We start from the raw sequence: 25,712 nt of genomic DNA, 5'->3' as shown, positions 1-25,712 counted from the left end.
GCAGTTGTGAGGCCCACCATGGACAACACCTATCTCGTCCGACTCAAGGCCTACGACGCGCGCCGGGGCCACGTGCTTCGGCGCTACACGTATGCCGGCATCAAGTTTCAAGAGGAACGCGGGTGGTACCGAGTCGAGAAGCCGGTGGCGGACTACCTGCGCACGGTGCGCCAGTTGCCCGGTGACGCCTACTCGCCGCTCGCCTTCGACGTGAGCACGGAGGCCGAGGCAAAGGCCCTCGACGCGGCCGAGGCCGACGAGGCCCGCGTGAAGCGCAGCGCCAGCGATGAGCTGAAGCTGAGCGCGGCGCGGCCCGCCGGCACGCTGACGACGGAAGACTTGCCGAAGGCCAGCGAGGAGAAGGACACGCGCCGCGCCAAGCGGGAGAAGGACTGACGTGTACGCCACGGTGGCCAACATGCGCGCCGAGGGCGTCACCCCGGCCATGGCGGGCGACACCCGCCTGGCCATCCTCCTGGAAGAGGCCACGCACACCATCGACAAGGTGACGGGGTGGTACTTCGAGCCGCGCTCGGCGACGTTGCACCTCGACGGGCGCGGCGCCCCGTCCCTCTGGCTGCCGGTACCACCCATCCGCCTCTACCGCCTGGCGCTCTACGGGGAGGACGTGTCCTTCTCCAAGGAGCGCCTGGTGGTGGTGGGCGCTCCGGTAGGCCCGGGCTTCGACGGGCCTCGCCTCACCTTCCGCCACGGGCGCGTCTTCCCGCGCGGAGAGGGGAACGTCATCGTCGGCGCCCGGTGGGGCTACACCGAGGCGGACGGGACGCCGGAGGGGCGCACGCCGCCCGCCATCCGCCGCGCCTGCATGCTGCTCGTCCTGCGCAGCCTCTCGCCGCTGGCGGACGAGGCTTCCCTGGAGGAGCGCACGCGCTGGCGGGTGGTGGAGGAGCGCACGCGCGAGCAGAGCTACCGCCTCGACACTGTCCGCCCCGCGGTGCGGCCTCTCACCGGAGAGCCGGAGGTGGACACCCTCCTCGCCCCCTACGTGAAGCCCTCCTTGCCCGGAGCCGCCTGATGAGGGGCAAGCTCATCTTCCCCTTCCTCGCGGAGCTGCACCGCCTGGACACCGCCGCCATGGCGGGCCCCGGCCCGGGCCCCCATGCCAGCGGGTACGACGCGGACTTCCACGAGCCGGTGCTGGTGGACACCGACGACGACGGCCTGGCCGAAACCTTCCGTCGCGAATTTCCGCCCGTGCGTGTCCCCTGCCAGGTGGAGCCGGATGCCTTTGAGTCATTGCGCATGACTCCTTCCGGCAACAGCCCCCGGACGAGCTTCGAACTCGTCTTCCACTTCCGCGACTTGGAGCGCCTCGGACTCGTCGACGCGGCCACGGGCGACGCCCTCATCCGCCCCAGCGACAGGCTGGGCGCGCTCTACGACGTCACGGGCGCCCTCGTGCAGGCCGTGAGGACGCCTCCCGGGCTGTACGTCACCGAGGCGCGCCCCACGGGCTTCGGACTCCACCGCCGGAGGCCTCGCCGGAATCTCTTGCTCGTCACCTTCAACGACAGGCCCCAAGCCCGAGGACTCACGTGAAAGCACTGCTACTCGCCCCACTTCTCGCCACCGCCCTCCTCACCCGCTGCCGCGCGCCGGACGGCTGCGCGCCGGTGTCCACGCGCTGCGCCGGCAACGTCGCCGAAATCTGCAACGGCGACGGCAACTGGCAGGTGCTGGCCGACTGCGACGCCGTCAGCGAGCACAGCAACGCTGGCTTCACCTGCGCCTACGTCAACGAGGAGGGCGTCACCGGCCACACCTGCCTGCCCGCCACCGTGGACGCCGGCACCATGGAAGGCGGTGTCCTGTGAAAGGCTACCTCCAGTCCCTGCCTGGCGTGGGCGGCCTCTTCCAGCGCGGCGAGATTCAGCCCGCGGAGGTGTGGGCCTTCTACCAGCACATGCAGTCGCGCCTGCGCACCAAGACGGCCAACAAGGCCGACTCGCTCGAAATGCAGCTCGCTGCCGAGGCCCTGCAGCGCATGGGCATCCTCGACAGGCAGCGCTTCCTCGAGCGCTACGCCACCACTGTGGGCCGCACCCTCTACCTGCCCTTCGAGGTGGGCGTGCCCAAGTCGGGCTGGGACTTGTGGGCCCAGGTGGTGGTGTGCGTCCACGAGCACCAGCACGTCGTCCAGCATGACGAGGAGGGCCCCAGCTACGAGCTAGCCTACCTCACCAGCGCTTCCGCGCGCGCCCGCTACGAGGCCGAGGCGTACACCTGCAACCTGGAGCTGCACTTCTGGCGCTACGGCAGCGTGCCCGCCGTGCGCCCCATCGCCGAGGGCCTCAAGCACTACGGCTGCCGGCCGGAGGACGTGGAGGTCGCCGCGCACTCCCTGGCCCTCACCTCCGTGTCCGTCCGCCACGGCGCGGTGATGAGTGAGGCCACCCACGTGGCCCTTGAGTGGCTCAACTCGCACGTCCCTCACCTGCGGGCGAAGCAGGGCTGAGACTCCCATGGCCATCTCTCGCACCGGAGACTGGGCACGGGCCCGCCAACTGTTGGCGGCGGGCTCGTCGCGCCTTGAGAGGGCGACGCAGGCGGCCCTGCGCCAGGAGGCGCACGCCCTGCGCAAGGAGGTGGTGCAGGGCCTCACCCAGCAGGCACCTGGTGGAGAGCCACTCCGCCCGCCCTCGCCCCTCACGCTGGCGGCGCGCCAGCTCGCGGGCTTCAACGGGACGAAGGCCCTCCTCGTCTCCGGTGCGCTGCGCAACTCCATCTCCGTCGTCGTCGAGGGCGACGAGGCCTTCATCGGCGTCTCGCGCACCGCGAAGAGTCCCGACGGCGAGTCCCTCGTCGACGTGGCGCAGCTCCAGGAGTACGGCGGGCCGCCCGTCGTCATCCCCATGACGCCGAAGATGCGACGCTTCCTCTTCGCGCTGCTGCGCCAGGCCGGCCAAGCGCGCACCGGCGGCAGTGGGCGCGGCGTCATTGTGACGCAGACGCCCGCGCGGCCCTTCCTGCGGCCGGCCTTCGCGAAGTTTCAGCAGGGCGCCAGCCGCCGCTTCCTCGCGCGCGTGGCGAAGGAGCTGGGCCTCGGAGGGCCGGGGTAGTGGCCATCCCCACGCTCACTTCCGTGACGCCCTCCTCGGGGCCCACCAGCGGCGGAGACATTCTCCGCCTCGCCGGTACGGGCTTCGCCGCGCGGGTGGCCGTGCGCCTGGGTGGACTGCGCGCGGAGGTCCTCTCGGCGCGTGAAGAGGCGGGCACCCACTTCGCGGACGTGCGGACGCCGCCCCATGAGGTGGGCACCGTCGACGTGGAGCTGCACAACCTCTCCGCTGACGGGCACCCCATTCCAGGTGAGGCCGCGCTGCTTCCGGGCACGTACCGCTACCTGCGCCCGCGCGTCGCGAAGGAGGCGGACCTCACCCGCCTCGTTCGCTCCCTGCTGCGTGAGCTCAAGCGCCAGGTGGTGGCCAACGTCAGCGCCAGCGTCTCCGTCGACTACGACGACACGGTGGCCGACGGCCTCAACGTCATCGCCATGGCCTCGCTGCCCTCCGTGGTGCTGTCAGGCCCCACGCTGCGCGAGAGTCGTCGCTACTCCACCAACGTGCTGCACGAGGACGTCGTGCAGGGCCCCTCCGGCGCGGAGCTGGTGCGCAGGCGCCCCGCGTACACGGTGGATTTGGCCTTCACCCTCACGGTGGCCTCCAACCGCACCGCCGAACTCTTCAACCTCATGGCCGCCGTGGCCACCTTCCTCAACCGCAACCGCTGGCTCTCCATGGCCCGCGACGCGGAAGACGCTTCGCGCGGCGCCGTGCGCTGGGAGCTGGACGCGGACGGCGAGGTGCGCACGCAGCTCGGCAGCCGCGACGACGTGCGCGCCTTCACGTGGGGCCTCGTGGTGCGCGGCTTCGACGTGGACGAGGGCCTGCCCCTCGACATCGGCAAGGCCGTCGCCGGCACTCACCTCGAAACGGACTCTCTCTCCGGAGGCACCTCATGAGCGTCACCCTCACCAATGCCCTGGGCAGGCTCGTCACCTTCCTCTTGCCCCACGAGTCGTACTGCCTGGCGCGCGGCGCGTGTGCATGCGGCGTGCAGCCTGGCCGTGGTGGCCGGCGCCTGCCCTCCTCCCTCACCCTGGCCACGGACGTCACGCTGGAGGGCGTCCACGAGGCGGCCCTCTGCGTGCCCGCCGTGGCCGCTGCCATCCGCCGGGGCGAAGTCACCCTAAAGCGGCAGGCCCCCTCCGCCCCACCGTCCTCTCCATCCCTCCTCCCAGCGCCGGAAGCGTCGGCGCGCGCGTCCCGCAAGAAGCGAGGTGCCTCGTGAGTCGTGAGTTGCTGTCGTCGAAAATCGTGGTTGAGGAGGAGGAGCCGCGCGTCCGTGGCATTCCCTCCGCGCCCACCTCCGTGGCCGGCGCGGTCGGCCTGGCGGAGCGCGGCCCCATCGGCCAGGCGGTGCTTTGCACCTCCTTCGAGGAGTACCAGGCCACCTTCGGCGGCTTCACACCGGACTCCGATTTGGCCCTGGCCGCCATGGGCTTCTTCGAGAATGGCGGCAGCCACTTCTGGGCGGTGCGCACCGTCCACTACGAGGACGCCTCCAACCCCGAGTCTCACACGGCCACGCGCGCGGCGGCGGCGCTCACCACGGGCGGTGGGCCCACGCCCGCGGCCGTGCGCGGCACCCTGCGGCCCCCCTTCACCCTGGCCGATGGCCAGCGCCTGGAGGTGTCCGTCAACGGCGCCGAGGCGGTGGACGTCGTCTTCTCTGGCGCGGCGGCTTCCGTCTCCGCCGGGCGCCCGGGGCCGTATGCCCTCACCGCAGGGCAGGCCCTCCGTGTGCGCGTCGACGACGGCCGGGACGTCTTCATTGCCTTCAGCGAGGAGGACTTCGAAGACGTCACCCAGGCCACCGCGCAGGAGGTGGCCGCCGTCCTCAACGCGGGACTCATTGGCGGGCGAGCCACCGTGGCGGACGGTGTGCTGAGAATCGCCAGCGACACCCAGGGCGCCTCCAGTCGTCTGGAGGTGGGCGACGAGGTGGCCGGCACCGTCTTCGGCTTCCCCGGCGGCCCGCAGGTGGGGAGTGGCAACGTCCAGAGTCTGCGCGCGGTCGAGCTGGCCGAGGTGCGCGCCCTCGTGGAGGCAGCGGTGACGGGTGTCCGCGTGGCGCCGTCCTCCCTGGGGACGCTGCAACTCCGCACCCTGTCCACGGGGCCTGGCGCCTCCTTGCGTGTGCAGGGCGATGCGGGCTCCGGCCTCGGCCTCGACGCGCTACCGCACACGGGCGACGCCTCCGGCGCCACCGACGTCCTCCACCTGGAGGCCAAGGACGCGGGCGCCTACGCCAACCGCCTCGAGGTGGAGGTGCGTCCCTCCACCAACGGTGCCCTCGACACCTTCGACGTCCTCGTCATCGAGGACGGCGCCTACCGCGAGTCCTTCCCCAACCTCTCCTCGGCCCGGGGCGACGCGCGCTACGTCGAGCGCGTCCTCAATGACGAGCGCACCGGCAGCAGCTACGTCCAGGCCTTCATGGTGCAACCGGACGCGGTTCCGGACGTGCAGACGGTGGCCCTCTCGGGCGGTACCGACGGCCTCGTCGGCCTGGACGACGCCGACTTCATCGGCTCTGAGGCGGGTAGGACGGGCCTCTACGCGCTCGACGAGGTGCAAGACGTCTCCCTCCTCTTGGTGCCCGGACGCGCCACGCCCGCCGTCCACAACGCCATGGTGCGCTACTGCGAGGTGGCGCGCGACGGCCTCGTCTTCGCCGTCCTCGACTCGCCCGCGGGCTACAGCGCCACGGACATCGTCTCCTACGTGTCGCAGGAGGCCGCCCTCGAAGGACTCTCTGAGCACGCAGCCCTCTACTGGCCGCGCGTGAAGGTGCTCAACCCCGCCCGCAGCGTCTTCGGCAACGTGGAGCAGCTCGTCGTCCCGCCCTCCGGCATCATCGCTGGCGTCTTCGCCCGCAACGACGGCGCGCGCCCCGGCGGCGTGTACGACGCGCCCGCGGGCATCGAGGCCGGGCGCATGTTCGGCGTCCTCGGCTTCGAGTCCAAGGAGACGTTGGAAGAGAAGAAGCGGGACGTCGTCTACCCCCGCCGCATCAATCCCCTCACCACCGGGCCTGGCCTGCCGCGCTTCATCGATGGCTCGCGCACGCTGAAGGCCAGCGGCAACTTCCCCTACGTCGCCGAGCGGCGCGGGGTGTCCTTCATCGAGCGCAGCCTCAAGTCCGGTTTGCAGTTCGCGAGGCACCGCAACAACACGGAGGGGCTGCGCGCCCAGGTGCGGCGCTCCATCGCCGCCTTCCTCCTCGCGCAGATGAAGAACGGGGCCTTCCGCAGCCAGGAGCCAGCCACGGCCTTCTTCGTTGACGTCTCGGACGCCCTCAACCCGCCGTCCGTCATCTTCGCCGGCAAGCTGGTGGCGCGCATCGGGCTCGCCACCAACAAGCCGGCCGAGTTCATCGTCCTGCAGGTTTCTCAGGACACCCGCGCCCTCGAAGCCGAGTTGGCTTCGGGAGAGTAGCCATGCCTAAAGGGACTCCATGGAGCGGCCTTTGGCGAGGCAGGGAGTTGATCAAGGATTGGCTCGCGAAGCAGCAGGCTCCACTCTGCGCGTGCGGATGTGGAGAACCAATTGTCCTGAAGCCTGCCCATCGACATGCAGGCATCCCCCAGTTCATCCTCGGGCACCATGCGCGCGCGAGACGGGGCAATTACAAGGGTGTCGATTTGTGGGTCGCAGCAAATACAGGCCAGCATCGCTGTCAGTGTGGTTGCGGCAAACCAATCACACTAAATCCTCGACACCACGCGACTGGAATTCCTCGTTACCTCAAGAACCACCACCCCAAGCCGCAACTGGGGTTCGGCCCTGAGCATCCGCTCTTCATCAAGGACCGCTCCAAAGCGAAACGCCCGTGGCAATTCCCTGCATGGGTAAAGAAGCTTGCAATCGAACTCTACAACTATCGCTGTGCCTGGTGTGGAGCATTCGAACTCGTCGAGTGCGACCACATCACCCCTGCGTCTCTGGGCGGAGCCCCCACGGTCGAGAACGCACAGCCTCTATGTCCCACCTGTCACAGGTGGAAATCCGGCATTGAGCCAACTTCTCGGCTTGGGAAAACGCCCCAATCTCGAAGCAGAAAGCGAAGAGGAGAACCACTGTGACCGTCATCGGAAGCCCGAGGTCGTTCCATAAGCGCTTCAAGTTTTTGGTCGAGATTGACTCGGTCGCGTCTGCCGGTTTCCAGAAGTGCAGCGAGTTGTCCGTCGAGGTCGCCAACGTCCAGTACTTCGAGGGCGGCAGCCTCATCCCCAACAAGTCCCCGGGACGCCTCACCTTCTCGGACGTCACCCTGGAGAGAGGCGCCACTCAGGACCATGAACTCTTCGACTGGTTCCAGGACGTCGTGCACACCACCAGCGGCCTGGGCCTGCCGGACAGCCTCTACAAGCGCAACCTCGACATCGTCCAGCAAGACAGGGACGGCACCACGCTGCGCCGGTGGAGCCTCTCGAGCGCCTGGCCGGTAAAGTTCGTCGCGGGTGAGTGGGACAATGAGAGTGACGAGAATGTCATCGAAAGCGTTGTCCTCACCTACGATTTCTTCGAGCTTTCCACTTCGTAATCACCCGCGCTTCTTCTTGGGCTTCGGCACCTTGAAGAAGCTCGGAAACTGCTCAGACATGAACTCGTCGAGCCCCTCATCCACGCCCTCCAAATCCATCTGCACGTCACCGCCCCGGACCTTCTTCGGGCGCAACGTCAGTGCCACTTGCGAATCCACTTCAACCAGCTCATCCGGAGCGCAGTCGGCAATCCACCCATCCAGGGTGAGGACAGCCTCCATCCTGGTGCGCGCGTAGACGAAGCTGACCGTTCGGTCAGGCCACTGGACGGCAAATAGCCGGGGAGAGTCCGCAGGTTCGGACTGTGCCGCGGGCGGCTCCGGATGCAGGTTGGAGTAGACGGCGCTGACGCCCATCTCAAGCAACTTGTCTTCTTTCTGCTGGCTGAGCCTCTTCGGCAGCACCGCTCCGAGGTCGGTGAAGACGCTGCGCAGGACGTCGAGCGCTTCCGCACGTGTCTTCGCCTTCAACTCCGGCGTCACAGGGCTATCCCTTCGGTACCCCTCTTCAACGGCCCAGTCCATCATGTCCCCAAGCGTCTTCAGCGCCCCCCATGCCTCAAGGCAGGCGATAAGACGACGGGCCTTCTCCGGGTGGTCACGAAGCCAACGAGCGAACTCCAACGGGATGATATCGGCGGGCATGAGACGGACTCTACCCTGCCCTTCCAGCCACCCGTCCTCCTTTGATGTCCCCGATTTGCCGCCCGAGGCCTTTGTCCTTTCCGGAGGAAGGACATGGCGAACATCATCTCATGCCCCTCGGGGCTGACGGGCCGCATCCGCGGCATGAAGGTGCGCGAGGAGCGCGTCCTCGCGGACCGCAAGCTGGCGAAGAGCGGCGGCCAGGTGGACGAGCTGCTCTCGTCGTGCTGGGAGGAGTTGGTGGAAGCAGGACCCTACGCCTTCCCTGATGGGAAGGTGGACTGGGGCCGGGTGCTGCAGGGGGACCGCTTCTACGCGCTCCTCCAGGTGCGCGTCCTCACCTACGGCCCCGAGTACGCCTTCGCCGTCCCCTGCCAGAATGCTGCCTGCCGGGCCCGCATCGACTGGGAGCTGGACTTGACGCAACTGCCGGTGCGCGCCCTCTCGGACACGAGCCGCGCGGCCTTCATTGCCGGCAACCGCTTCGAGACGACGCTGCCGGACTCTGGCACGCGCGTGCGCTTCAAGCTGCTGACGGGGGAGGACGAGCGGCGGCTGCCGCAGCTCCAGCGTGCGGCGCCCGAGAAACTGCTGTCCTCCGTCCTCGCCTACCGGGTGCAGGATGTCGACGGCGTGGAAGCGCGCGACAAGCGCCGCTTCCTTGAAGACTTGAGCCTGCGCGACGCCGACTTCCTCGTCGACGAGTTTGACGCCGTCGACTGCGGCGTGGACACCACCCTCGAAGTCGAGTGCCCCGAGTGCCTCATGCGCCAGGAGGTGGAGCTCCCTTTCGACCGGGGCTTCTTCCTTCCGGGGACGCAACGGACGACGAGGCGCCGGGAGCGCTCCACCTCTTCCCCGGTGTGACGCTGGAGACGTGGCGCGAGGGCCTCTTCCAACTGTGCTGGCACCAGCACGGAGGCAGCGGCCTCGCAGCCCCCCTCAGTGACGCCCTGGAGCTGCCCACCTCGGACAGGGACTGGCTGCTCGAACGCATCGGCCAGCAGCGCGCCCAGGAAGCCAAGGCGCTGGAGAAGGCCGCGAAGCGGAGGTAACGCATGCTCAACAACCTCGGCCTCGGCTTCGTCCTCACGGCACGGGACTTGGCCTCCGGAGTCTTCTCCCAGGTGGAGGTCAACTTCACGCGCATGGACAGGCGCGTGGGGTTGGGCACCGCGCGCATTGAGGGTGCCTTCCAGCGGCTCGGCGTCGCCATGTCCCTCTTCACGGCGGGCGCCGTCACCCTGGGCGCGTCGCTGTCCCTGGCCAACACCGCCGGCCAATTCGAGCAGGCCGTGGCGGGCGTGGGCGCCGTCTCTGGCGCCTCGGCTGAAGTGCTTGGGCAACTCCGTGACGCGGCCATCAAGGCAAGCCTCGCCACGCAATTCACCCCCACCGAGTCCGTGCTGGGCCTGCGCGAGCTCACCCAGGCCGGCTTCACAGCCGCGGAGGCCATGAAGCTGCTGCTGCCGGTGTTGGACCTGGCGGGTGGCTCGCTGGGAGAGCTGACGCCCCAGGGCGCAGCGGGCTTGGCCAGCCAAGCAATGAAGGCCTTCGGCATCTCCACCGACAAGGCCGCTATCTCCGTCGACCAGATGCTCCAGGCCGTCAACGTCTTCGCCTTGAGCGCGAACGAACTACCCCTGGCCCTCGGCACCGCCGCGCGTGGTGCGCAGGCCCTCAATCAGTCCCTGCCCGAGACGCTCATCGCGTTGGGGTTGGTCAAGAATGTCGTCCCCGGCGTGGAGCGCGCCTCCACCGCCGTGGCCGTGGCCATGGAGCGCATGGCGGATCCACAAGTGCAGAAGCACCTGCGTGGACTGGGCGTTGCTGTCACCGACTCCAAGGGCAACTTCCTCTCCTTCCTTGGCATCCTCGACAAGCTGTCGCCCGCCCTTGAGCGCATGACGGCGGCGCAGCGCTCCGCGTTCCTGTTGAAGGCGTTCGGCCGCGAAGCGCTCGGTGGCGTGAATGCCATCCTCACGCAGTTCTCCAACGGCATCCGCAAGGACACCGGCGAAGTCGTCCGAGGCGCCGATGCCCTCAAGTACCTGCGCGACCAGTTCGAGAATGCGGGCGGCACGGCCACGAAGTTCCGCGAGCAGATGCTGGACACCTTCGAGGGGCAGAAGACGCTGTTGTCCGGGAACCTGGAGACGCTGGCCATCGTTCTCGGAGAGCCCTTCAGCCAGGTGCTGAAGCCCCTCGTCACCCTTTTCGCCAGCGCGGTGCAGCAGGTGCTGGGTGTCTTCCAGGCGTTGCCCGGACCGGTGAAGCGCGCCTTCGCAGCCTTCGCGCTCGGAGCTGGTGCCCTGGCTACCCTCGTCGGCACAGTCATCGCCGCGAAGGTGGGCCTGGCGCTGATGGTGGTGGGCCTCAAGGTGCTGGGCCTCACGCTGGGTGGCCTTCTCGCCACGGTGCTTCCGGCCGTGGGCGCTGTCGTCCTCCTGGGCGTCGCCGCAGCCGGCCTCGCCTACGCCTTCCGTCACAACCTCGGTGGCCTGGGCGACTTCGTCCGGCGTGTGCAGGAGCAGGTGACGCTCGCCTTCCGCGGCCTCGTCCAGCTCTTCGAGGACGGAGGCTTCTCCGCCTCGGTGCGAGAGGAGCTGGGCCGCGCGGAGAACGCCGGCCTGAAGGACTTCCTCATCAACGTCTACCTGTGGGCGCACCGCATCCACAGCTTCTTCTCTGGTATCGCCGACGGCTTCTCCGCTGGCCTGGAGGCCGCGCGCCCCACCCTTGACGCCTTCCAGGCGACGCTGGGGCGGGTGGGCGCGGCGCTGGGCTTCCTCTCCGAGAGGGATGACGCGGCCACGGCCGCCGCGAAGTTCGCCGCCTTCGGCGAGGCGGGGGCCACCGTGGGACGCGCCCTCGCCCGCGTCTTCGACTTCGTCGTCATGGGCATGACGGCCGGTGCCGAGGTGGCCGAAGGGCTGGCGGGGCAGTGGGGCTACATGAAGGCCGGTGTCGACGTCCTTCTGGGCAGCCTGGCGCACCTGGGCCGCGTCCTCGGTGGGGCGCTCTCTGGCCTCCTGGGCACCAGCTCCGCCGCGAGGGACGGCAGCAGCATCTGGGTGGCCATGGGGCAGGCCATCGGGTTTGCCATCGGCAACATCACCACCGTCGTGGGCGTGCTGGTGTCCGCAGTCTCCCTCGTGGTGTCCGTGGTGGGAGGCGTCCTCAACGCAGCCCTGGCGGCCTTCTCCGGCATCGTCGACATCTTCTGGGGCGTGGTGTTGACGCTGGGCGGGGCACTCACCGGCAACTGGGCCGAGGCGTGGACAGGGCTGCGGCTCATCGTCTTCGGCACGGTCGACGCCATCTCCGGCGTCCTCTTGGAGCTGGTGGGCGCCATCCTCGGTGTCGTGGACGCGGTGGCGAGCCTCTTCGGCACGGACACGGGGCTCCAGCAAGCCCTGCGGACGGCTCGGCTGGGCCTCCACCGGGACTTGTCCGTCGCCTTCGGCCTTGAGGAAGCCACCGGCAGCGCTGCCGCACCCGCGTCCGTCGTCACCACGGCCTCGCCCACCGCGCCAGTGGACTGGCCCCTGGAGTCCTCGTCCATGCCGGCGGTGGCGGCCCTCCAAGCCTCGCTGCCCCAGCCCGAGGTGCTCTCCTCGCAGCCAGCCTCGACTCCCGCCGCGCCCGTCCTCGTGAGTGTCCAGGTGGACGGCGAGGTGCTTGCCCAGGCCACGGCGCGCGCTGAGAGGGACGCCGCCTCCCGCAGCTTCTCCCCCATGGCGTCTTACTGAGAGGCAGGCCCCACGTGTCCTTCGCCGCCGGCCTTGCCCGTCCTCCGCGCTGCCTCCTCGTGAATGTCCTCACCGGCGAGGCCATGGAGTGCCTCTTCAACCCCACCCAGCTCACAGAGAAGCTCCAGGTGAATTGGAACCGCCTGGCGGTGCCTGGCCTCTCCCACCAGGTGCTCCAGTTTCAGGGCACCTCCAACCGGCAACTGGCAGGCGTGGAGTTCTACCTCGACGCCTTCTTCGCCACGCAGCAGGCCGACGCCTCCAACATCATGGCGTTCCGCGGCTTCCTGCGTGCCCTCACCGTGCCCCCGGCGGGCACCGAGGGTGTGCTGGCGACGGCACCGCCGCGTGTCCTCGTCCTCTGGCCCGGCCTCCTCACCGTCGAGTGCGTCGTCGCCAGCGTGGAGTTCCAGTACCGCCAGCTCGCCGTCGACGGCCGCGTCCTCGTCTACACCGCCACCGTCACCTTCGAGGAGGTGCTGGATACCCGCGTCACCTCCGAGCAGCTCCGTCAGGAGGTGCCGTAGTGGCTCCTCACGCCGGCAGCCGCTACTCCTTCTCCCTCGGCCTGCGGGATGAGGCCGGCCACCTCTTCCTCAGCGAGAGGGTGCCTTACGGCTTCCAGCCGCACGCGGACACGCGCGTCCACCTCATCGCCGAGGGCGACTCCCTCTGGGGCCTCGCCGGCCGCTACTTCGCGCCTCTCCCGCGCGCCTGCGGCTTCTGGTGGGCCATCGCCGACTTCCAGCCGGAGCCCATCATCGACGCGACGCTGGAGCTGGAAGCCGGGCGGCGCGTCTACATCCCCTCGCTGCGTGTCCTCACCGACGTCATCCTCAGCGAGCAGCGACGGAGGGCCAGCGAATGACGCGGCCCCTCGACAGGAGCGCGCCTGGCGTGCGCCTCACCCTGCTGGCACACGAGAAGGCCCGCAGCGGTGAGCCCCTCTCCCTTGAGGGCCGTGTCCTCGGCCTCACCTTCGAGGACTCCGCGAAGAAGGCCGACAAGCTGTCCCTCCAACTGGACAACTTCGACCTGGCGCTCTTCGACAGGGCCGAGCTCGTGGGCGGCGCGGTGCTGGAAGTGTCCTGGGGCTACCCGGGCCTCATGGCGCCGCCTCGGCGCGTCGTCATCAAGAAGCTGAAAGGCTTCCAACTCCTCACCGTCGAGGGCCAGGCGCTCTCCGCCCTCATGCACCGCGAGGCGAAGGCGCGCACCTGGAAGGGCAAGACGCGCGCCCAGGTGGTGCGCGAGGTGGCCGCCGAGTACGGCTACGAGGAGGACTCCGTCCACGTCGAGGACACCGGAGAAACCTTCGACACCATCCACCAGGCCGGGGAGACAGACGCGCGCTTTCTGCGGCGCCTGGCCGCCCGGGAGGAGTTCGAGTTCCACGTCGACGACAAGGGCCTCACCTTCGGCCCGCGCAACCAGGCCGCCGCGCCTGCCCAGGTGCTGTGGTGGTACGCCGACGCGGGCCGGGGCGACATCCTCTCCGTCAACGTCGAGTCGGAGCTGGGCCGCCGCGTGGGCAAGGTGGACGTGCGTGGCCGGGACGCCATGGCCAAGGCGAACATCGAGGCCGAGTCGAGCAGTGGCACGGTGGAGCGCACCACCCTCGCGGACTTCCTCGAGGTGGTGGACAAGCGCACGGGCACCACGTCGCTGCAGCTCCGCAACAGCACCACCAGCGTCCAGCCCACCTCCGCCTCGACACCTGCTCAAGCCCAGCGCGAGTCCGAGGCCCGCTTCCGACGCGCCGAAGCCGGCACGGTGAAGCTGTCCCTCCAGGTGGTGGGCAACCCCGCCTTGCGCGCCAAGTCCGTGGTGGAGGTGCGCGGCATCTCCAGCTTCCTCTCCGGGAAGTATTACGTCACCGAGGCGAAGCACGTCCTCTCCTCCTCCGGCTACACCACGGAGTTGAAGCTGTCGCGCGACGGCACCGGCCGCCGGCAGCAAGCCAGCCCCGAGAAGCAAGGCCAGCCCCAGGGCGGCCAGCCCAACACCAGCGCGCCCGAGACGACGGGGGCACTGAAGGAAGTCGAGGCCTTCGAGAGGGACACCGGCACCCGGTACATCGAGTACCGCCGCGACGGGCAGCCCATCGGTGTCGAGGACCCGGAAGCCGGAATGAGTCTCCCCAGGTAGCGAGCCCACCATGAGCACCTTCGACGACGACATCCTCGCCCATGACACACGCCTCCTCGGCATGTACGTGGGCTACGTCACCAGCCGCGACGACGAGGCGCAGCTCGGCCGCGTCCGCGTGTGCATCCCCGGTGTCCTCGAGCCCGAGTCCGCCTGGGCCTGGCCCCTGGGTACCTCCGGCGGTGGCGCCAAGGACACGGGCTTCTTCGCGGTGCCGCACGTGGGCGCGGAGGTGGCCGTCTTCTTCAACCAGGGGGACGTCGACGCGCCCTACTACCTCAGCGCGCACTGGGGGCGGCCCGGCGGCCAGAGTGAAGTGCCGGAAGAAGCCCAGGTGTCTCCGCCCGACAACCGCGTCCTCGCCACGCCCACGTTCCGCGTCGAGTTGGACGAGTCCGCGGGGAAGAAGAAGCTGAAGCTCACCAACCGGAAGACGGGCGACTGCCTCACCTTCGACGCGGAGGAGAACACCGTCACCCTGGAGGCCACCACCGCCCTCACCCTGCGCGCAGTCGGCGCCATCTCCCTGGAGGCGGCCCAAGTCACCATCGCCGGGCGTGTGGTGCGCCCCATTGCCGAGCCCATTTGAGGAAGCCCATGGCACTGCCCATCTGCATCCACATCCCCCCGCTGCCCGAGGCGCCAACCCTCACCCTGCCTGGCGGCGCCACCTTGCAGCACCATCAGCTCCTGCAGGCCGTCCAGCCGGCGCTCGCGCCGCTCACGCCCCTCTTCGACATCATCGGCGCGGTGCTCGCTGTCTTCGAAGTCGTGAAGGCGATACCGGATGCGCTGGGGCCGCCGCCGGACCCGTCAGCCATCGCCGCGGCCCTGCCGAACCTGGCCGAGAAGGTGTCCAAGCTGCTCCGCCTAGTCCCCCAGCTCTCGGTGCCAGTCGCGGCGGTGGGCGTCATCGACATCGTCCTGGGCGAGCTGGGCCATGCCCGTGGCCAGCTCCTCCACCTGCAACTGCGCCTGTCGAGCGTCGGGCAGGCCCGGCTGCGCGCCTCCCAGCTTGGAGACGCGGGCCTCCTGGCTGTGGCCGGCTGCGCGGAGGCCAACGTCGCGCAGGAGGCCGTCAACGTCGGCAAGGCCCTGGCCGCCCTCTCTCAGCTCATGGCCCTCCTCAACGTCCTCCTCGGCCTGGTGGGCGGCCCCCAGGTGCCGGACTTCTCCAGCCTCGAAGGCCCGCTCGATGGCGCCATCGCACCACTCGACGCCATCGTCCGCACGCTGCAGCAGGTGCGCGCGGCCATCCCCCTTCCGTGAGGACACCATGAGTCGAGTGCTCCAGAATCTCCTCGTCCCCTTCGGCCGAGACAAGAAGCGGGACTTCGCCTCCGGCACCGGGGCCGAGCTGCTCGCCTCGAAGGTGCGGCAGGTGCTGCTGACGGAAGGCACCACGCCCCACTCCACCGGCGAGCTCCCCTGGCGCACCAGCTTCGGCGCGGGCCTCTCGCGCCTTCGCCACCAGCGCAACGATACGGTGCTGGCGGAGCTGGCGCGCGTGTACGTCCGTGACGCGCTCGCGCGCTGGCTGCCTGGCGTCCAGCTCGTGCAGATCCGCGTCGAGCAGGACGCAGCCATACTGACGCTTCGTGTGCGCGTGCGCGAGGGCGACACGGCAGCGGATTTCGACGTTCCCCTCCAGCGGGGACCTTGAGCCGCGAGTAGCAGCGTTGCATCCACCTCACGCCGGGAACTCCGCTCACGTCCTGTTACAGATTCGTCAAACACGATTCGTGCTCTACAGGCACGAGGGCGATCTGCCCCTTGTCATGAATGTCCCAGCGCAGCTTCGGACGCCCGTTCTTGGTCTCCCTCACGAAGGAGGCATATGCGAGGACAATCCGGTCTTCCTCCCACGCGGAGCGGAACTTCGGCACCACACTGTGCTTCACCCAGAAAGCTGCTGGGGAGCGGTCACGCGTGCGGACGTTGAGCCAATTCATCGCATTGCCATGGCTGACGCTATGTAAACGGCCCCACCACAGCATTGGTTCGCTTCCCTCGTCCGCACCGTCAATCAGATGGATGGGACGGATGAAGTCGCGAAGTCGCCCACCTGTCGCAAAGGGATTCTCGAGCAAGGCGGGCAGGCTGTCCGCTATCTGCTGAACACTGACCCGGGCACTCGAGCGTGAGCGTGCGACTCCTGAAGCGACGCGTGGCCGCGCCATTTTGCGTTCATGGTCGAGAGAAGAGCCCATCTCTCCACCCCGTCCACGCGGGGCTTCGCGGGCTGGCAGCCAAACGGGCACCAGCGTCGTCTCTGGCCCGGAAACAAAGGACGGGCGTCCTGATGGAGTGGCGCCGCGCTCCGTAGCGCTGGCCTTCGATGGGCGCTCGGAACATGGAACATGGTCATAGCCAGGGTAATGCGACAGGCGCGCTACGCGGCCACCGAGTGTCCTCTCCCCGTCGGTGGGCGACCTGTAAACCGGCACGCCACACCGGCCGCAGAAGCAATGGTCGACGTGCTTGGTGCCGATGTCCTCAATCAGGAGGCGAGTTCCTCGAAGCATCACCTCGTCAGGCGGGTGGTGTCGGAAGTCGAACGTCGGGCAGAACCACGCTGCATCCATGCTGGAAGGACTCCTCACGTCGATGGGAATTCGCACACCAGTTGATGTGCCCCATCCTACCTGTGGCCGGAGCGCCAGGTACTGAAGCGCTTGGGCCTCGTACGAGGACGACGAGGCAGCTTCCAACGCCAAGCACCGTCCCCATGTCCCCGAAAAAAGTGGGCTGCAGGCCTTTGTCTCCCGGTGGAGGCCTTCGCCGACGTGCCACTTCTGCCCGCGTCCACTGACTACACCCATCGCGACTTCGACGCCCTGCGCGCGCGCCTCGTGGCTCTCGTGAAGAGTGTCTTCCCGGACTGGACGGACTTCGACGTCGCCAGCTTCGGCAACCTGCTCCTGGAGATGTACGCCTTCGTCGGCGACGTCCTCGGCTTCTACCAGGGCCACCTCGCCCGCGAGTCGCGCCTCGTTTCGGCCACCCAGCGCCGCAACGTCATCGCCCTGGCGCGCATGCTGGGCTACCGGCTTCACGGTGCCCAGGCGGCCACGGCCGAGGTGGAGCTGCGCCTGGCCCAGCCTCCTGCAGCCCCCGTCACCTTCCCCGCCGGTACCGTCGTCCGCACCCAGGAGGTGACGGAGGCCGTCCGCTTCCAGCTCCTCTCGTCCGTCACCATTCCGGCCGGCGCCAACCCGCCGCGCGTCCTGGCCGTGGCCGAGCACTCGAAGACGCACACCCAGCTCTTCGACGCCCGCGGCCTCGCCGACTTCGAGGCGCACCTGGACTTCGCCCCCTACCTCGACGGCTCCGCCCGGGTGTCCACCGCCCAGGGTGCCTTCACCGAGGTGGACACCTTCCTCAACTCCCGCGCCAACGACGCTCACTTCCTCGTCTCGGTTGACCAGGGAGACAAGGCCACCGTCCGCTTCGGCACCGGCACCAACGGCCTGCCGCCCGCCGGCACCGTGGCGGTGGTGTACAAGACGGGTGGCGGCGCCGCCGGCAACGTGGACGCGGGGCGACTCGTCGTCCTGGAGGGCAGCTTCCGCGACGCCCACGGCCACGCGGTGCAGGTGTCCGTCCACAACCCCGCCCCCTCCTCGGGCGGCGCGGACAGGCAGACGGTGGCCTCCGCGAAGCTGCTCGCCCCCGAGAGTCTCCGGGCCCTGACGCGCACCGTCTCCCGCGAGGACTTCGAAATCAACGCCCGGCGCCTGCCCAGCGTGGCGCGTGCCCTCATGCTGACGTCCAACGAGGACGCCTCCGTTGGCGAGAACGCCGGCATCCTCTACGTGGTGCCCCAGGGCGGCGGAGTCCCCACGCCAGCCCTCAAGGCCCAGGTGCTGCGGCAAGTCACCGAAGTCTACCCCTGCACCCTCACCTTCCATGTCAGCGTCCAGGAGCCGGTGTACCGGCGCGTGGACGTCTCCGCGCGCCTCTTCCTGCGCCAGGGCGCTTCGGCCCAAGACGTCGCCTCGCGCGTTCGCCAGGCGCTCGCCGCGCACTTCCGCGTCAGCGAGCCGGACGGCACACCCAACCCGCGCATCGACTTCGGCTTCAACCTCAAGGACGCCCAGGGATTCCCGGCCGGAGAGGTGGCCTGGTCCGACGTCTTCAACGTCATCCGCGACGTGCCCGGAGTGCGGAAGCTGGGCGACGCGCGCATGGACCTGACACTCAACGGCCTGCCCGCGGACGTGAAGCTGACGGTGCGGGAGCTGCCGGTGCTGGGCAGCGTCACCCTGCAGGACGGGGACACCGGAGGGCTCCTCTGACATGGCCCTCCTCAACCCCAGCTTCGAGGACGCGGGCGCCCGGCCCGGCGAGGCCGCGCACTGGACGCTGACGGCGGTGACGCACCTTGAAGCCCTCGCGGGCTTCGGTGTGCCGGAGGAGTCCTGCGAGGACTTCGAGCGCTGGTACGTGTGGCACGCCGCCCTCTCCGACGTCCCTGTGGCCCTCGCCTTCTTCTCCGGCCAGCGCGACGGCTTCGAGGCCTTCTCCCGGGGCTGGGGCAACGACGGCTTCCTCTTCGAGCTGCCGCCCGCGCAACTCGTCCCGCACCGCTTCGAGGGGGACGTCGTCGAGACGTGGGGCCAGGCCCCCTTCCTCACCGACTGGGCGGACGTCACCTCCGTGCCGGGCCTCTTCAACGACTCGCCGCGCGAGGACTTCGAGCAGCGCTGGCACACCAACGAGGCCTACGCCTGGCGCTGGGAGGACGTGACGGCGCGCGTGGCCCTCTTCAACACCACGCAGCCCTCCGAGGACTTCGACACCGGGTGGCCTCTGGCCGCCACGCAGTGAGGACACCATGGCACTCGCAGACTGGACTTACCTCAATGGCGGCCTGGACATCGCCACCGTGGACAGGGGCGTGACGGCGGGCATTGCCCGTCCCCCGGGCGGCGGCAACTTCCTCTTCGCCTTCAACTCGTTGTCGGCCGCGCAGGGCTCCGTCGCCCTCTTCGCCAACCTGCCCGACTTCGCCCCCATGGCCAAGGGAGGCAGCGTCCGCGGCTGCCTCCAGCGCGGGCCGGGCGGCGGTCCCACCGGCTTCTCCCCCTTCCTCTTCCTCTGCGGACAGGGCACTTCCGTCAACGACTCCGCCTACCTCCTGGGCCTCTCCGATGACGAGCCGCACCGGGTGGTGCTCCGCAAGGGCGCGGTGGCCACGGGCCTGCCCGATGCGGACGGTCCCGGCGTCCTGCTGAAGTCCTCGGCCAGCTTCACGCAGGGCACCTGGCTGCACCTGCGGCTGGACGTCGTCGTCAACGCCAACGGCGACGTCGTCCTCAAGGCCTTCCAGAATGACTTGGCCGCGCACCCGCTCGGCACGCCTCCCGACTGGCAGCCCGTGCTGGGCATGGCCGACTTCATCGACGACGCCCTCGGCATCAACTCCGGCAGCCAGCCCCTCACCTCCGGCCGGGGCGGTTTCGGCTTCGCCGTGCGGGACGTCACCCGCCGGGCCTACTTCGACTCGCTTGAGCTCTCCCGGCAGGTGTGAAGCCATGGCCCTCACCGCCTTCACCAGTCGCCGGGGCCTGGGGCAGGGTCGCATCCGGCCCCAGCGGGCTACGCCCGCCTCTGGCGAGTACCTCTTCGTCCTGGGCGACGAGGAGCCTGGACGCCGCTTCGAGCTGGGCCCCGGAGACTTCGCCGAGGTGACGCAAGCGGTGGACGTCACGGGCGTGGCGCTCGTCCGCTGTGCCTTGCGCCTCCGTGTGCCGCCAGGCGTCCCGGCGGGCCTGGCCTGGGAAGCGTCCCTCGTCGTGGGAGGGGTGAAGTACGCCCGCTGCCTCGGGCGCCCCGGCCGCGAGCGCCTCGTCGGGGACATGGCCGCCAACGTCTCGAAGCTCTCCGGCGTCCACACGGTGGGCGTCCGCCTGGAGCTCATCTCCCCGTGAGGAAGCCCCATGGCCACGGTTGAGCTGCCCGCCCTCTACGTCGACACCGTCTCCCTCTTCGCCGAGACGCGCCGCCCCCTCCTCCTCAACCGCGCTCCGGGCCCCGAGGAGGCGGATGTCCCCGTCGATGCCGCGCTGGAGCTGGAGCTGGTGGACGTCGGCGCGGACGGAATTGCCCGGGCGACCACGCGCGTCTGGGTGGACGACGTCCTCGCCTTCGAGGGCGGGGCCAGCGTCGAGGTGGCGCCTGCCTTCGCGGGGCCACTCGCGGAGGTGAGGCAGACGGCGGACACCCTGCGTGTGGTGCTCCACCCGGCGGTGCCGCTGGCCAGCCAGGCCACCGTCTCCGTGCGCGTCGTCTCCGCCACGGCCGGCGGCGAGCACCTCCTTGACGAGACGTACACCTTCACCGTGGAAGACAGGACGGCCCCGCGCCTCGTGGGCGCGCAGGCCGTGGGGCCCAAGTCGGTGCGCCTCGCCTTCGACGAGGACGTGCGGGTGCCGCCCACGGCGCGCTTCACCTTCACGCCTCGTGGCGCCCCCGCAGTCCCTGTGGCCGCCCTCGAGGCCGCTGCCGACGGCCCCCTCGTCCACCTCGTCCTCGACACGGAGCTGACGCCGGACGTGGTTTACGAAGTGCGTGTAGAGGCCGTGACGGACACGCACGACAACCCTGTGCTCGCCCCCTACCACCGCGCCATCCTCACGGGCTTCCGTCCAGCTCGGCCGCCCTCCCGGAGCTTCCAGCTCTGGGACATGCTGCCGGGCCACAACCGCCGCGACGACGTGACGGGGGACTTGCGCCGCTTCATCTCCTGTCTCCAGGAGGTGACCGACCTGCTCCTCGCGGACCTGGACGCCTTCCCCGACGTCTTCGACTTGGAGCGCGCTCCGGAGGCCTTCCTCGACGCCATCCTCCTGGACTTGGGCAACCCCTTCGCCTTCGAGCTGGACGTCCTCGCCCGGCGCCAGCTGGCCTCCGTCCTCGTGGACATGTATCGCCAGAAGGGCACCGCGCTGGGCCTGCGCAACGCCATCCGCTTCTTCTTGGGGATCGAGGTGAGGGCCATCTCCCCATTCGCCTCGGACACCCTCGTGCTGGGCGAGTCCGAGCTGGGCGTGGACTGGGTGCTGGGGCCCTCGGAGCGCTTCGCCCGCTACGCCTTCAACGTCGAGGTGGAGCGCCTCCTCTCGCCCGCGGAGCGCCAGCGCCTGCGCACCCTCGTCGAGTACCTCAAGCCCGCCCACACCCACTTCGTGGACATGGTGGAGCCCCTGCCGCCCATTCTCCCCGAGCATTGGGAGCTAGGACTCAGCGAGCTGGGCGAGACGACGACGCTGCACTGAAGGCCCTGCGGCATGTCCCCGATTTTTCGCGCCATGCCTTTGCCTTCCTCTGGAGGGCGCAGGCATGAGCAACCGGCTGGACCTCTTCAGCTAACCACAGCAGAGACAGAGTCCTGTGAACAAGATCATGACGGATGGGACACCAGACAACCGAGAACTAAAAACAATCAAAGACACCCTCACTTGCCCATAAGGCGCTCATACGACTTTTGACGCTCCGCCCAGAGCACGTTGGAATCCAGCCTAAGCAACGGCATTGTGAGAGTTGTGCGACCAAGCTCTATCGTAGCTTCCTCCCAGCCCGTGGCGGCTCGACGCTGAATGTCGTCAGCAACTTCCTGCACGGTCGCGGCGAATGCCGTGACTGGGTTTGAACTGGACGTGGCAAGAAGCCTTTCCACAACTGCTGCCACAATGGACGGATTAACAACTGCAACGGACCCTAGCCGTTCCCATATCTTCGCAGTACCGAACGATGCCCGACAGAGAACTACATCCACCAAATTCACGCCACGAACAGGGCGACCGATTGCCTTCTCAACAATCGCATCAATCCGAGCAGGCGGAAGCTTGCGGAGTGCGCTTAGTTGACGAAGAGCCTCCTTTACTCGGCCTTCAGTCGCCGCGACCATGCGTGCACCTTGTGGAGCAATTGCCGCTTTGGCCTGAATGTGGAGAGCGCTATTCTCCCTCTCGCTATACACAAGGAGGTCGATGTCGCCTCCACCCCAGTCGATTTCCTGCGCCAGGAAGACATCCGGAAGGCGGGATAGGGGCCGCTTGGCAATTTCGATGAGGGCCGGCTCAAGATGGCCGGAAACCTGCTCATCAAAGACCTGAGTATGCGCCCTATTCAAGACATACAGCACGTTCCGACTAGACAGCATCGACCGAAGGGCATCTGGATTAAAATGGAGAGAATCGGCGAGCTGAGCAATCGGCGGAAAGAAACCATCTCCTACTTGTCTTGCACGCTTCTCCGCAGGGGAGAATGAGTAGAACTGCATTAGATGGTCAATCTCGCCTCCGGAGAGGCCCGTAAGAGCAAGTACCAGCCCCTCAAGAAAATTCCGCCGAAGCAGTGGCGCTGTCCACTCCATGCTTTCAAAGAACAGTTCGCGCTGACGCCGGCCACTTGAGGAGCGAGCTCGGTGCGCAAATGCATCAGCTAGCTGAAGGCAAAGCTCACTAATGCCCGCCCAGGCTGATCGGAAGCGGTTGAACTTCTCGAGCGACACCCCAAATGCCGCGTTGCAACCTTCGTCCGTCAGTATTGGAATTTCACGAATCCCGAGCCGGAACTCCTCATAGAGCTGCTTTGCGATAACCGTGACAGTCGTGACGAGGTCTCCCGCATGGCTGAACTTTTGCTTAACGAAGCGATTCACGACGTCGACCAGTTGAGCTTCGAATTTCAGTCTTGGCCGGAGATAGTACGGCATGGAGATTTCGGTGAGTGCGATATCTCGGGCTTCATAGTAGCGAAAACTATCACTTGCGTGTGTCAACCTAAATCCGGACGCAACATCTCCGCTTACCGAATAGTAACCTCGATGCACCTCGGGCATCAGCTCACTGAAGTGCGCATATGCCAGAAGAAATCCCAGCTCCGCTAGGTATTGTGGCGTGATCGGGCTTAGCGCATTTGCCAAATTAAGTCCCAACGGCTCCACAGGACAGTCGATAAGCAGCGGAAGCAGATATGACAGTCTATTAACTATCGCGGACCCAACATCTTCGTTTTCTCGACTCTCTGGCGAGGTCCGTGGCCCATGAAAGCGGTTATCCACAACGCCGTAGAGAGCCGAGACTACTGTCCGAAATGGTAGTTTCAGGAGCGGCAAGGCCTTGACGTCCTTGTCCAGCTCAGCTTCCAACTCGCGGAGTGCCGTCTGAGAGTCCATGCTTCCGAATGTTACTTGGGTCCCGTATGAAGCGCAGAGCGCGATTCTCGCTTAGTGCGAGCAAGACCAGCGCCGTCTGCAGCGGCCAGGATCTTCGTCTCCTTGCCCCGTTCGGACTTCCCGACGCAGTCCCCCGTTTCGCCGAGGCGAGGAACGCGTCGACGAGTCCCTCCTCCAGGTCCAAATCACCCCACCCCTTGAACGCCTCGCTACGGCACGAATGACGGCTGGGGGGGGCCGCTCATTCCCCCGGCGCCTCCGCACAGCTCGCGCACACCCACTTCGTGGACCTGGTGGAGCCTCTGCCGCCCATTCTCCCCGAGCACTGGGAGCTGGGACTCAGCGAGCTGGGCGAGACGACGACGCTGCACTGAATCTCGCTCAGCATGTCCCCGATTTCTCGCGCCCGGCCTTTGTCTTCCTCTGGAGGGCACAGGCATGAGCAACCGGCTGGATTTTTTCTTCAGGCAGCGCGTGACGGAGGCCGAGCTGGACTTGGCCTTCTCGCAGTTGGAGCAGTCGGACAGAAACCTCGCCTCGGACTTGGGCGTCCACGGCGTCATCTCCGGGGCCGTGCCCGCGCCCCACTCTCCCGTGGCCAACCTCTCTGTCGACTTGACGGCCCCGGGCCGCGCCTACGACAACCTCGGGCAGCGCATCTTCTTCGGCACCGGGCAGACGGTGGACTGCGCGGTGGACTTGTCGGGCATCCCCACCGACGTCTCCACCTCGGGCAGCGAGCGGTGGCTGGGCCTCTTCCTGCGCTTCACCCGCCTGCTGTCGGAGCCGCGCACGGACGGCAACTCCCAGCAGGTGTACTTCCGCCGCGACGAGTCCTTCGAGTTGGTGGTGCGCCAGGCGCCGGAGGGCCCCGTCGGCCAGGCGCCCAAACCCGCACTCCAGCCCGACGAGCTACTGCTGTGTGACGTCCGGCGCCGCCCCGGGCAGACGCAGATTCTCGCCGCGGACTTGGACACCTCTCGCCGGCAGGCCTTCATCTTCGCGAGGGGCTCCTCGGTGGCCGTAGAGAGCGGCACCTGGGACGTCCTGAGCCCCAGCGCCCAGACGGTGCAGGCGACGCTGGACGCGGTGGACGCCGAGCTGGCCGGGCACTTCTCCGGCGCCGCCCGGCGACACGAAGCCAGCACCGTGGACTACGCGCCCCATGGCTTCGTCGCCTCCACCACGGTGCAGCAGGCCGTGGACGAAGTCGTGGACAAGCTCTCCTCGGCAGTCAGCGGGACGCCGGGCGCCTCCCGCGTGGGCGCGGACGCGGTGCCCGGCACGCCCAACCTCCTGCCGGCTGGCACCGTGGACGCGCAGCTCTCCTCACTGCTGGGCTTCCTCAACGCCCACCAGGGCGCGGCCACCGGGGCCCACCACGCCAGCGCCATCGCCGCGACACCCCATGGCTACGTTGCCGCCACCAGCGTCCAGGCTCAACTCCAGGAGGTCGTCACCCGCCTCGGAGAGACGACGGCCGGAAGCCCTGGTGCGTCTCGCGTCGGAGGAGACGTGCTGACCGGGACGCCCCACTCCCTCGCCGCCGGAAATCTGCGGCAGCAGGTGGCCGCGCTGCTGGGCTTCCTCAATGGCCACGTCACCCAGGGCGCGGGGGCCCACGCCGCCTCCGCCGTCTCCGTCCTGGACACGGGCCACCTGCTGACTTCGGGCACCGTCGAGGCGGCCCTCGCTGAAATCCTCGCGGCCTTCAGCGGTGGGCACTACCGCGGCAACGAGACAGCGGCGGGCCAGCACAAGGCCATCATCCAGCCCGTCCTGGGCACGGGCCGCGTCCTCCTCCTCGACTCCCAGGGCGCGGGCGGCGCCGCCGCGCGACTGCGCCTCTATGCCGACAGCGACTCGGTGTGGTTCACCCTCAACGCCGCGTGGGACGGCAGCGCGTGGGCCCGAGACACCATCGCAGCGGCTGTGGCCGGCTTCCGCATCTCGCGCAACGAGGTGGAGTTCCTCCATGACGCCAGCCTCACCGCCACCTTCACCGCGTGGACGCGCACCTTGCGGCTCCCGCTGAGCAGCACCACCAGCAACACCTCCTTCGAGTTGGCCGGCAGCGTGCGAGAGGTGGGCAGGCTCGGCCTCCAGTTCAGCAACAGCGACACCGTCGCCCACGACAACCTGGCTGGCGGCGGCTCGGTGACGTTCCGCAGTCGCTTTCCCACCGCGCCCTCCTCCATCACCCTGAGTCCCTTCGCCTCCGCCGGAGGCTTCGTCGGCAATCCCACCGTCATGGTGCCGGACAGGGACGGCTTCGCCTTCTACACCCACCAAACCATCCCCGCGCTCGGAGCCACGTACTGGTTCGGCGCGTACACATCTGTCGCGTGAGGACG

General features: G+C 68.3%; 29 protein-coding genes and 1 pseudogene. 27 read left to right on the top strand and 3 right to left on the bottom strand.

Annotated features, from left to right (window positions below):
- Positions 1-18: 18 nt before the first annotated feature.
- Genes LZ198_RS35960 through LZ198_RS35915 form a run of 11 tightly spaced genes read left to right on the top strand, consistent with a single transcriptional unit; the run spans position 19 to position 7,629 of the window.
- Positions 19-396, top strand: coding sequence for a hypothetical protein (locus tag LZ198_RS35960; protein ID WP_253976657.1), 378 nt, complete (start codon positions 19-21; stop codon positions 394-396).
- A 1-nt stretch (position 397) separates the two neighbouring features.
- Complete coding sequence (locus LZ198_RS35955) at positions 398-1,036, top strand: hypothetical protein (RefSeq protein ID WP_253976656.1); 639 nt, start codon at positions 398-400, stop codon at positions 1,034-1,036.
- Complete coding sequence (locus tag LZ198_RS35950) at positions 1,036-1,560, top strand: hypothetical protein (RefSeq protein WP_253976655.1); 525 nt, start codon at positions 1,036-1,038, stop codon at positions 1,558-1,560. The genes LZ198_RS35955 and LZ198_RS35950 overlap by 1 nt, the downstream gene beginning before the upstream one ends.
- Complete coding sequence (locus tag LZ198_RS35945) at positions 1,557-1,835, top strand: hypothetical protein (RefSeq protein ID WP_253976654.1); 279 nt, start codon at positions 1,557-1,559, stop codon at positions 1,833-1,835. The genes LZ198_RS35950 and LZ198_RS35945 overlap by 4 nt, the downstream gene beginning before the upstream one ends.
- The gene (locus LZ198_RS35940) at positions 1,832-2,476 is read left to right on the top strand and encodes a hypothetical protein (protein WP_253976653.1); all 645 of its coding nucleotides are present in this window, start codon (positions 1,832-1,834) and stop codon (positions 2,474-2,476) included. Before LZ198_RS35945 ends, LZ198_RS35940 begins: the two co-directional genes overlap by 4 nt.
- Positions 2,477-2,483: 7 nt before the next feature.
- Positions 2,484-3,080, top strand: a complete 597-nt coding sequence (locus LZ198_RS35935) for a phage virion morphogenesis protein (RefSeq protein WP_253976652.1) — start codon at positions 2,484-2,486, stop codon at positions 3,078-3,080.
- Positions 3,080-3,982, top strand: a complete 903-nt coding sequence (locus LZ198_RS35930) for an IPT/TIG domain-containing protein (RefSeq protein WP_253976651.1) — start codon at positions 3,080-3,082, stop codon at positions 3,980-3,982. Before LZ198_RS35935 ends, LZ198_RS35930 begins: the two co-directional genes overlap by 1 nt.
- Complete coding sequence (locus LZ198_RS35925) at positions 3,979-4,311, top strand: hypothetical protein (protein WP_253976650.1); 333 nt, start codon at positions 3,979-3,981, stop codon at positions 4,309-4,311. Before LZ198_RS35930 ends, LZ198_RS35925 begins: the two co-directional genes overlap by 4 nt.
- Positions 4,308-6,521 carry a phage tail protein gene (locus tag LZ198_RS35920; protein WP_253976649.1) on the top strand — a complete coding sequence of 738 codons (2,214 nt, stop codon included), beginning with the start codon at positions 4,308-4,310 and terminating at the stop codon, positions 6,519-6,521. Before LZ198_RS35925 ends, LZ198_RS35920 begins: the two co-directional genes overlap by 4 nt.
- Before the next feature lie 2 nt (positions 6,522-6,523).
- Positions 6,524-7,168 carry an HNH endonuclease gene (locus LZ198_RS43735; RefSeq protein ID WP_407667494.1) on the top strand — a complete coding sequence of 215 codons (645 nt, stop codon included), beginning with the start codon at positions 6,524-6,526 and terminating at the stop codon, positions 7,166-7,168.
- Entirely contained in the window at positions 7,165-7,629 is a 465-nt protein-coding gene (locus LZ198_RS35915; protein ID WP_253976648.1) for a phage tail protein, read from the top strand. The genes LZ198_RS43735 and LZ198_RS35915 overlap by 4 nt, the downstream gene beginning before the upstream one ends.
- Here LZ198_RS35915 and LZ198_RS35910 read toward each other — a convergent pair whose 3' ends face one another.
- A complete protein-coding gene (locus LZ198_RS35910; RefSeq protein ID WP_253976647.1) occupies positions 7,630-8,274 on the bottom strand; it encodes a hypothetical protein in 645 nt (214 codons plus the stop codon). It lies immediately after the preceding gene.
- A 93-nt stretch (positions 8,275-8,367) separates the two neighbouring features.
- Here LZ198_RS35910 and LZ198_RS35905 point away from each other — a divergent pair, with 93 nt between their 5' ends.
- The 9 genes from LZ198_RS35905 to LZ198_RS35865 are packed head-to-tail and all read left to right on the top strand — an operon-like array spanning position 8,368 to position 15,837.
- Positions 8,368-9,141, top strand: coding sequence for a T4 family baseplate hub assembly chaperone (locus LZ198_RS35905; RefSeq protein ID WP_253976646.1), 774 nt, complete (start codon positions 8,368-8,370; stop codon positions 9,139-9,141).
- On the top strand, positions 9,138-9,329 hold the full coding sequence (locus LZ198_RS35900) for a hypothetical protein (protein ID WP_253976645.1): 192 nt from the start codon (positions 9,138-9,140) through the stop codon (positions 9,327-9,329). Before LZ198_RS35905 ends, LZ198_RS35900 begins: the two co-directional genes overlap by 4 nt.
- Before the next feature lie 3 nt (positions 9,330-9,332).
- On the top strand, positions 9,333-12,026 hold the full coding sequence (locus LZ198_RS35895) for a phage tail tape measure protein (RefSeq protein ID WP_253976644.1): 2,694 nt from the start codon (positions 9,333-9,335) through the stop codon (positions 12,024-12,026).
- Between the two features lie 14 nt (positions 12,027-12,040).
- Positions 12,041-12,553 (top strand): CIS tube protein, encoded by a 513-nt coding sequence (locus LZ198_RS35890; protein WP_253976643.1) that lies wholly within the window; start codon positions 12,041-12,043, stop codon positions 12,551-12,553.
- Positions 12,553-12,894 carry a hypothetical protein gene (locus LZ198_RS35885; protein WP_253976642.1) on the top strand — a complete coding sequence of 114 codons (342 nt, stop codon included), beginning with the start codon at positions 12,553-12,555 and terminating at the stop codon, positions 12,892-12,894. Before LZ198_RS35890 ends, LZ198_RS35885 begins: the two co-directional genes overlap by 1 nt.
- Positions 12,891-14,174 carry a phage late control D family protein gene (locus LZ198_RS35880; RefSeq protein WP_253976641.1) on the top strand — a complete coding sequence of 428 codons (1,284 nt, stop codon included), beginning with the start codon at positions 12,891-12,893 and terminating at the stop codon, positions 14,172-14,174. The genes LZ198_RS35885 and LZ198_RS35880 overlap by 4 nt, the downstream gene beginning before the upstream one ends.
- Positions 14,175-14,184: 10 nt before the next feature.
- On the top strand, positions 14,185-14,763 hold the full coding sequence (locus tag LZ198_RS35875; protein WP_253976640.1) for a phage baseplate assembly protein V: 579 nt from the start codon (positions 14,185-14,187) through the stop codon (positions 14,761-14,763).
- A gap of 8 nt (positions 14,764-14,771) precedes the next feature.
- A complete protein-coding gene (locus LZ198_RS35870) occupies positions 14,772-15,443 on the top strand; it encodes a hypothetical protein (RefSeq protein WP_253976639.1) in 672 nt (223 codons plus the stop codon).
- 7 nt (positions 15,444-15,450) lie between these two features.
- Entirely contained in the window at positions 15,451-15,837 is a 387-nt protein-coding gene (locus LZ198_RS35865) for a GPW/gp25 family protein (protein ID WP_253976638.1), read from the top strand.
- A gap of 55 nt (positions 15,838-15,892) precedes the next feature.
- On the opposite strand, the gene LZ198_RS35860 is transcribed toward LZ198_RS35865, so the two are convergent.
- Positions 15,893-16,384, bottom strand: a complete 492-nt coding sequence (locus LZ198_RS35860; protein WP_253976637.1) for a hypothetical protein — start codon at positions 16,382-16,384, stop codon at positions 15,893-15,895.
- A 558-nt stretch (positions 16,385-16,942) separates the two neighbouring features.
- Here LZ198_RS35860 and LZ198_RS35855 point away from each other — a divergent pair.
- The 5 genes from LZ198_RS35855 to LZ198_RS35835 are packed head-to-tail and all read left to right on the top strand — an operon-like array spanning position 16,943 to position 21,454.
- Entirely contained in the window at positions 16,943-18,472 is a 1,530-nt protein-coding gene (locus LZ198_RS35855; protein ID WP_253976636.1) for a baseplate J/gp47 family protein, read from the top strand.
- A gap of 1 nt (position 18,473) precedes the next feature.
- Positions 18,474-19,004: a hypothetical protein gene (locus tag LZ198_RS35850; protein WP_095957588.1), complete on the top strand. Its 531-nt coding sequence runs from the start codon at positions 18,474-18,476 to the stop codon at positions 19,002-19,004.
- A gap of 7 nt (positions 19,005-19,011) precedes the next feature.
- Positions 19,012-19,707, top strand: coding sequence for a hypothetical protein (locus tag LZ198_RS35845; RefSeq protein ID WP_253976635.1), 696 nt, complete (start codon positions 19,012-19,014; stop codon positions 19,705-19,707).
- A 4-nt stretch (positions 19,708-19,711) separates the two neighbouring features.
- Positions 19,712-20,107 (top strand): hypothetical protein, encoded by a 396-nt coding sequence (locus tag LZ198_RS35840; protein ID WP_253976634.1) that lies wholly within the window; start codon positions 19,712-19,714, stop codon positions 20,105-20,107.
- A gap of 9 nt (positions 20,108-20,116) precedes the next feature.
- Positions 20,117-21,454 (top strand): phage tail protein, encoded by a 1,338-nt coding sequence (locus tag LZ198_RS35835; protein WP_253976633.1) that lies wholly within the window; start codon positions 20,117-20,119, stop codon positions 21,452-21,454.
- A gap of 179 nt (positions 21,455-21,633) precedes the next feature.
- Here LZ198_RS35835 and LZ198_RS35830 read toward each other — a convergent pair whose 3' ends face one another.
- Positions 21,634-23,358, bottom strand: coding sequence for a hypothetical protein (locus LZ198_RS35830; RefSeq protein WP_253976632.1), 1,725 nt, complete (start codon positions 23,356-23,358; stop codon positions 21,634-21,636).
- Positions 23,359-23,627: 269 nt separating this feature from the next.
- On the opposite strand from LZ198_RS35830, the pseudogene LZ198_RS43730 reads away from it, so the two are divergent.
- Together LZ198_RS43730 and LZ198_RS35825 are read left to right on the top strand one after the other, a co-directional pair.
- A pseudogene (locus LZ198_RS43730) lies at positions 23,628-23,732 on the top strand (phage tail protein); the annotation flags it as partial.
- A gap of 64 nt (positions 23,733-23,796) precedes the next feature.
- Positions 23,797-25,707, top strand: a complete 1,911-nt coding sequence (locus tag LZ198_RS35825) for a hypothetical protein (RefSeq protein ID WP_253976631.1) — start codon at positions 23,797-23,799, stop codon at positions 25,705-25,707.
- The last annotated feature ends 5 nt before the right edge of the window (positions 25,708-25,712 follow it).

The organism is Myxococcus dinghuensis (assembly GCF_024198235.1).
GTDB classification, from domain to species: domain Bacteria; phylum Myxococcota; class Myxococcia; order Myxococcales; family Myxococcaceae; genus Myxococcus; species Myxococcus dinghuensis.
Note: the sequence above shows the minus strand (reverse complement) of the source record. Positions and strands in the feature narration are given on the sequence as shown.

Bases quoted from the DNA above. Each gene is read 5' to 3' on its own strand.
- LZ198_RS35870 (WP_253976639.1), top strand. From the start codon at position 14,772: ATGGCACTGCCCATCTGCATCCACATCCCCCCGCTGCCCGAGGCGCCA.
- LZ198_RS35880 (WP_253976641.1), top strand. From the start codon at position 12,891: ATGACGCGGCCCCTCGACAGGAGCGCGCCTGGCGTGCGCCTCACCCTG.
- LZ198_RS35860 (WP_253976637.1), bottom strand. From the start codon at position 16,384: ATGGGCTCTTCTCTCGACCATGAACGCAAAATGGCGCGGCCACGCGTC.
- LZ198_RS35845 (WP_253976635.1), top strand. From the start codon at position 19,012: ATGGCACTCGCAGACTGGACTTACCTCAATGGCGGCCTGGACATCGCC.
- LZ198_RS35905 (WP_253976646.1), top strand. From the start codon at position 8,368: ATGGCGAACATCATCTCATGCCCCTCGGGGCTGACGGGCCGCATCCGC.
- LZ198_RS35825 (WP_253976631.1), top strand. From the start codon at position 23,797: ATGAGCAACCGGCTGGATTTTTTCTTCAGGCAGCGCGTGACGGAGGCC.
- LZ198_RS35865 (WP_253976638.1), top strand. From the start codon at position 15,451: ATGAGTCGAGTGCTCCAGAATCTCCTCGTCCCCTTCGGCCGAGACAAG.
- LZ198_RS35850 (WP_095957588.1), top strand. From the start codon at position 18,474: ATGGCCCTCCTCAACCCCAGCTTCGAGGACGCGGGCGCCCGGCCCGGC.
- LZ198_RS35835 (WP_253976633.1), top strand. From the start codon at position 20,117: ATGGCCACGGTTGAGCTGCCCGCCCTCTACGTCGACACCGTCTCCCTC.
- LZ198_RS35830 (WP_253976632.1), bottom strand. From the start codon at position 23,358: ATGGACTCTCAGACGGCACTCCGCGAGTTGGAAGCTGAGCTGGACAAG.
- LZ198_RS35925 (WP_253976650.1), top strand. From the start codon at position 3,979: ATGAGCGTCACCCTCACCAATGCCCTGGGCAGGCTCGTCACCTTCCTC.
- LZ198_RS35895 (WP_253976644.1), top strand. From the start codon at position 9,333: ATGCTCAACAACCTCGGCCTCGGCTTCGTCCTCACGGCACGGGACTTG.
- LZ198_RS35950 (WP_253976655.1), top strand. From the start codon at position 1,036: ATGAGGGGCAAGCTCATCTTCCCCTTCCTCGCGGAGCTGCACCGCCTG.
- LZ198_RS35935 (WP_253976652.1), top strand. From the start codon at position 2,484: ATGGCCATCTCTCGCACCGGAGACTGGGCACGGGCCCGCCAACTGTTG.
- LZ198_RS35840 (WP_253976634.1), top strand. From the start codon at position 19,712: ATGGCCCTCACCGCCTTCACCAGTCGCCGGGGCCTGGGGCAGGGTCGC.
- LZ198_RS35910 (WP_253976647.1), bottom strand. From the start codon at position 8,274: ATGCCCGCCGATATCATCCCGTTGGAGTTCGCTCGTTGGCTTCGTGAC.
- LZ198_RS35875 (WP_253976640.1), top strand. From the start codon at position 14,185: ATGAGCACCTTCGACGACGACATCCTCGCCCATGACACACGCCTCCTC.
- LZ198_RS35960 (WP_253976657.1), top strand. From the start codon at position 19: ATGGACAACACCTATCTCGTCCGACTCAAGGCCTACGACGCGCGCCGG.
- LZ198_RS43735 (WP_407667494.1), top strand. From the start codon at position 6,524: ATGCCTAAAGGGACTCCATGGAGCGGCCTTTGGCGAGGCAGGGAGTTG.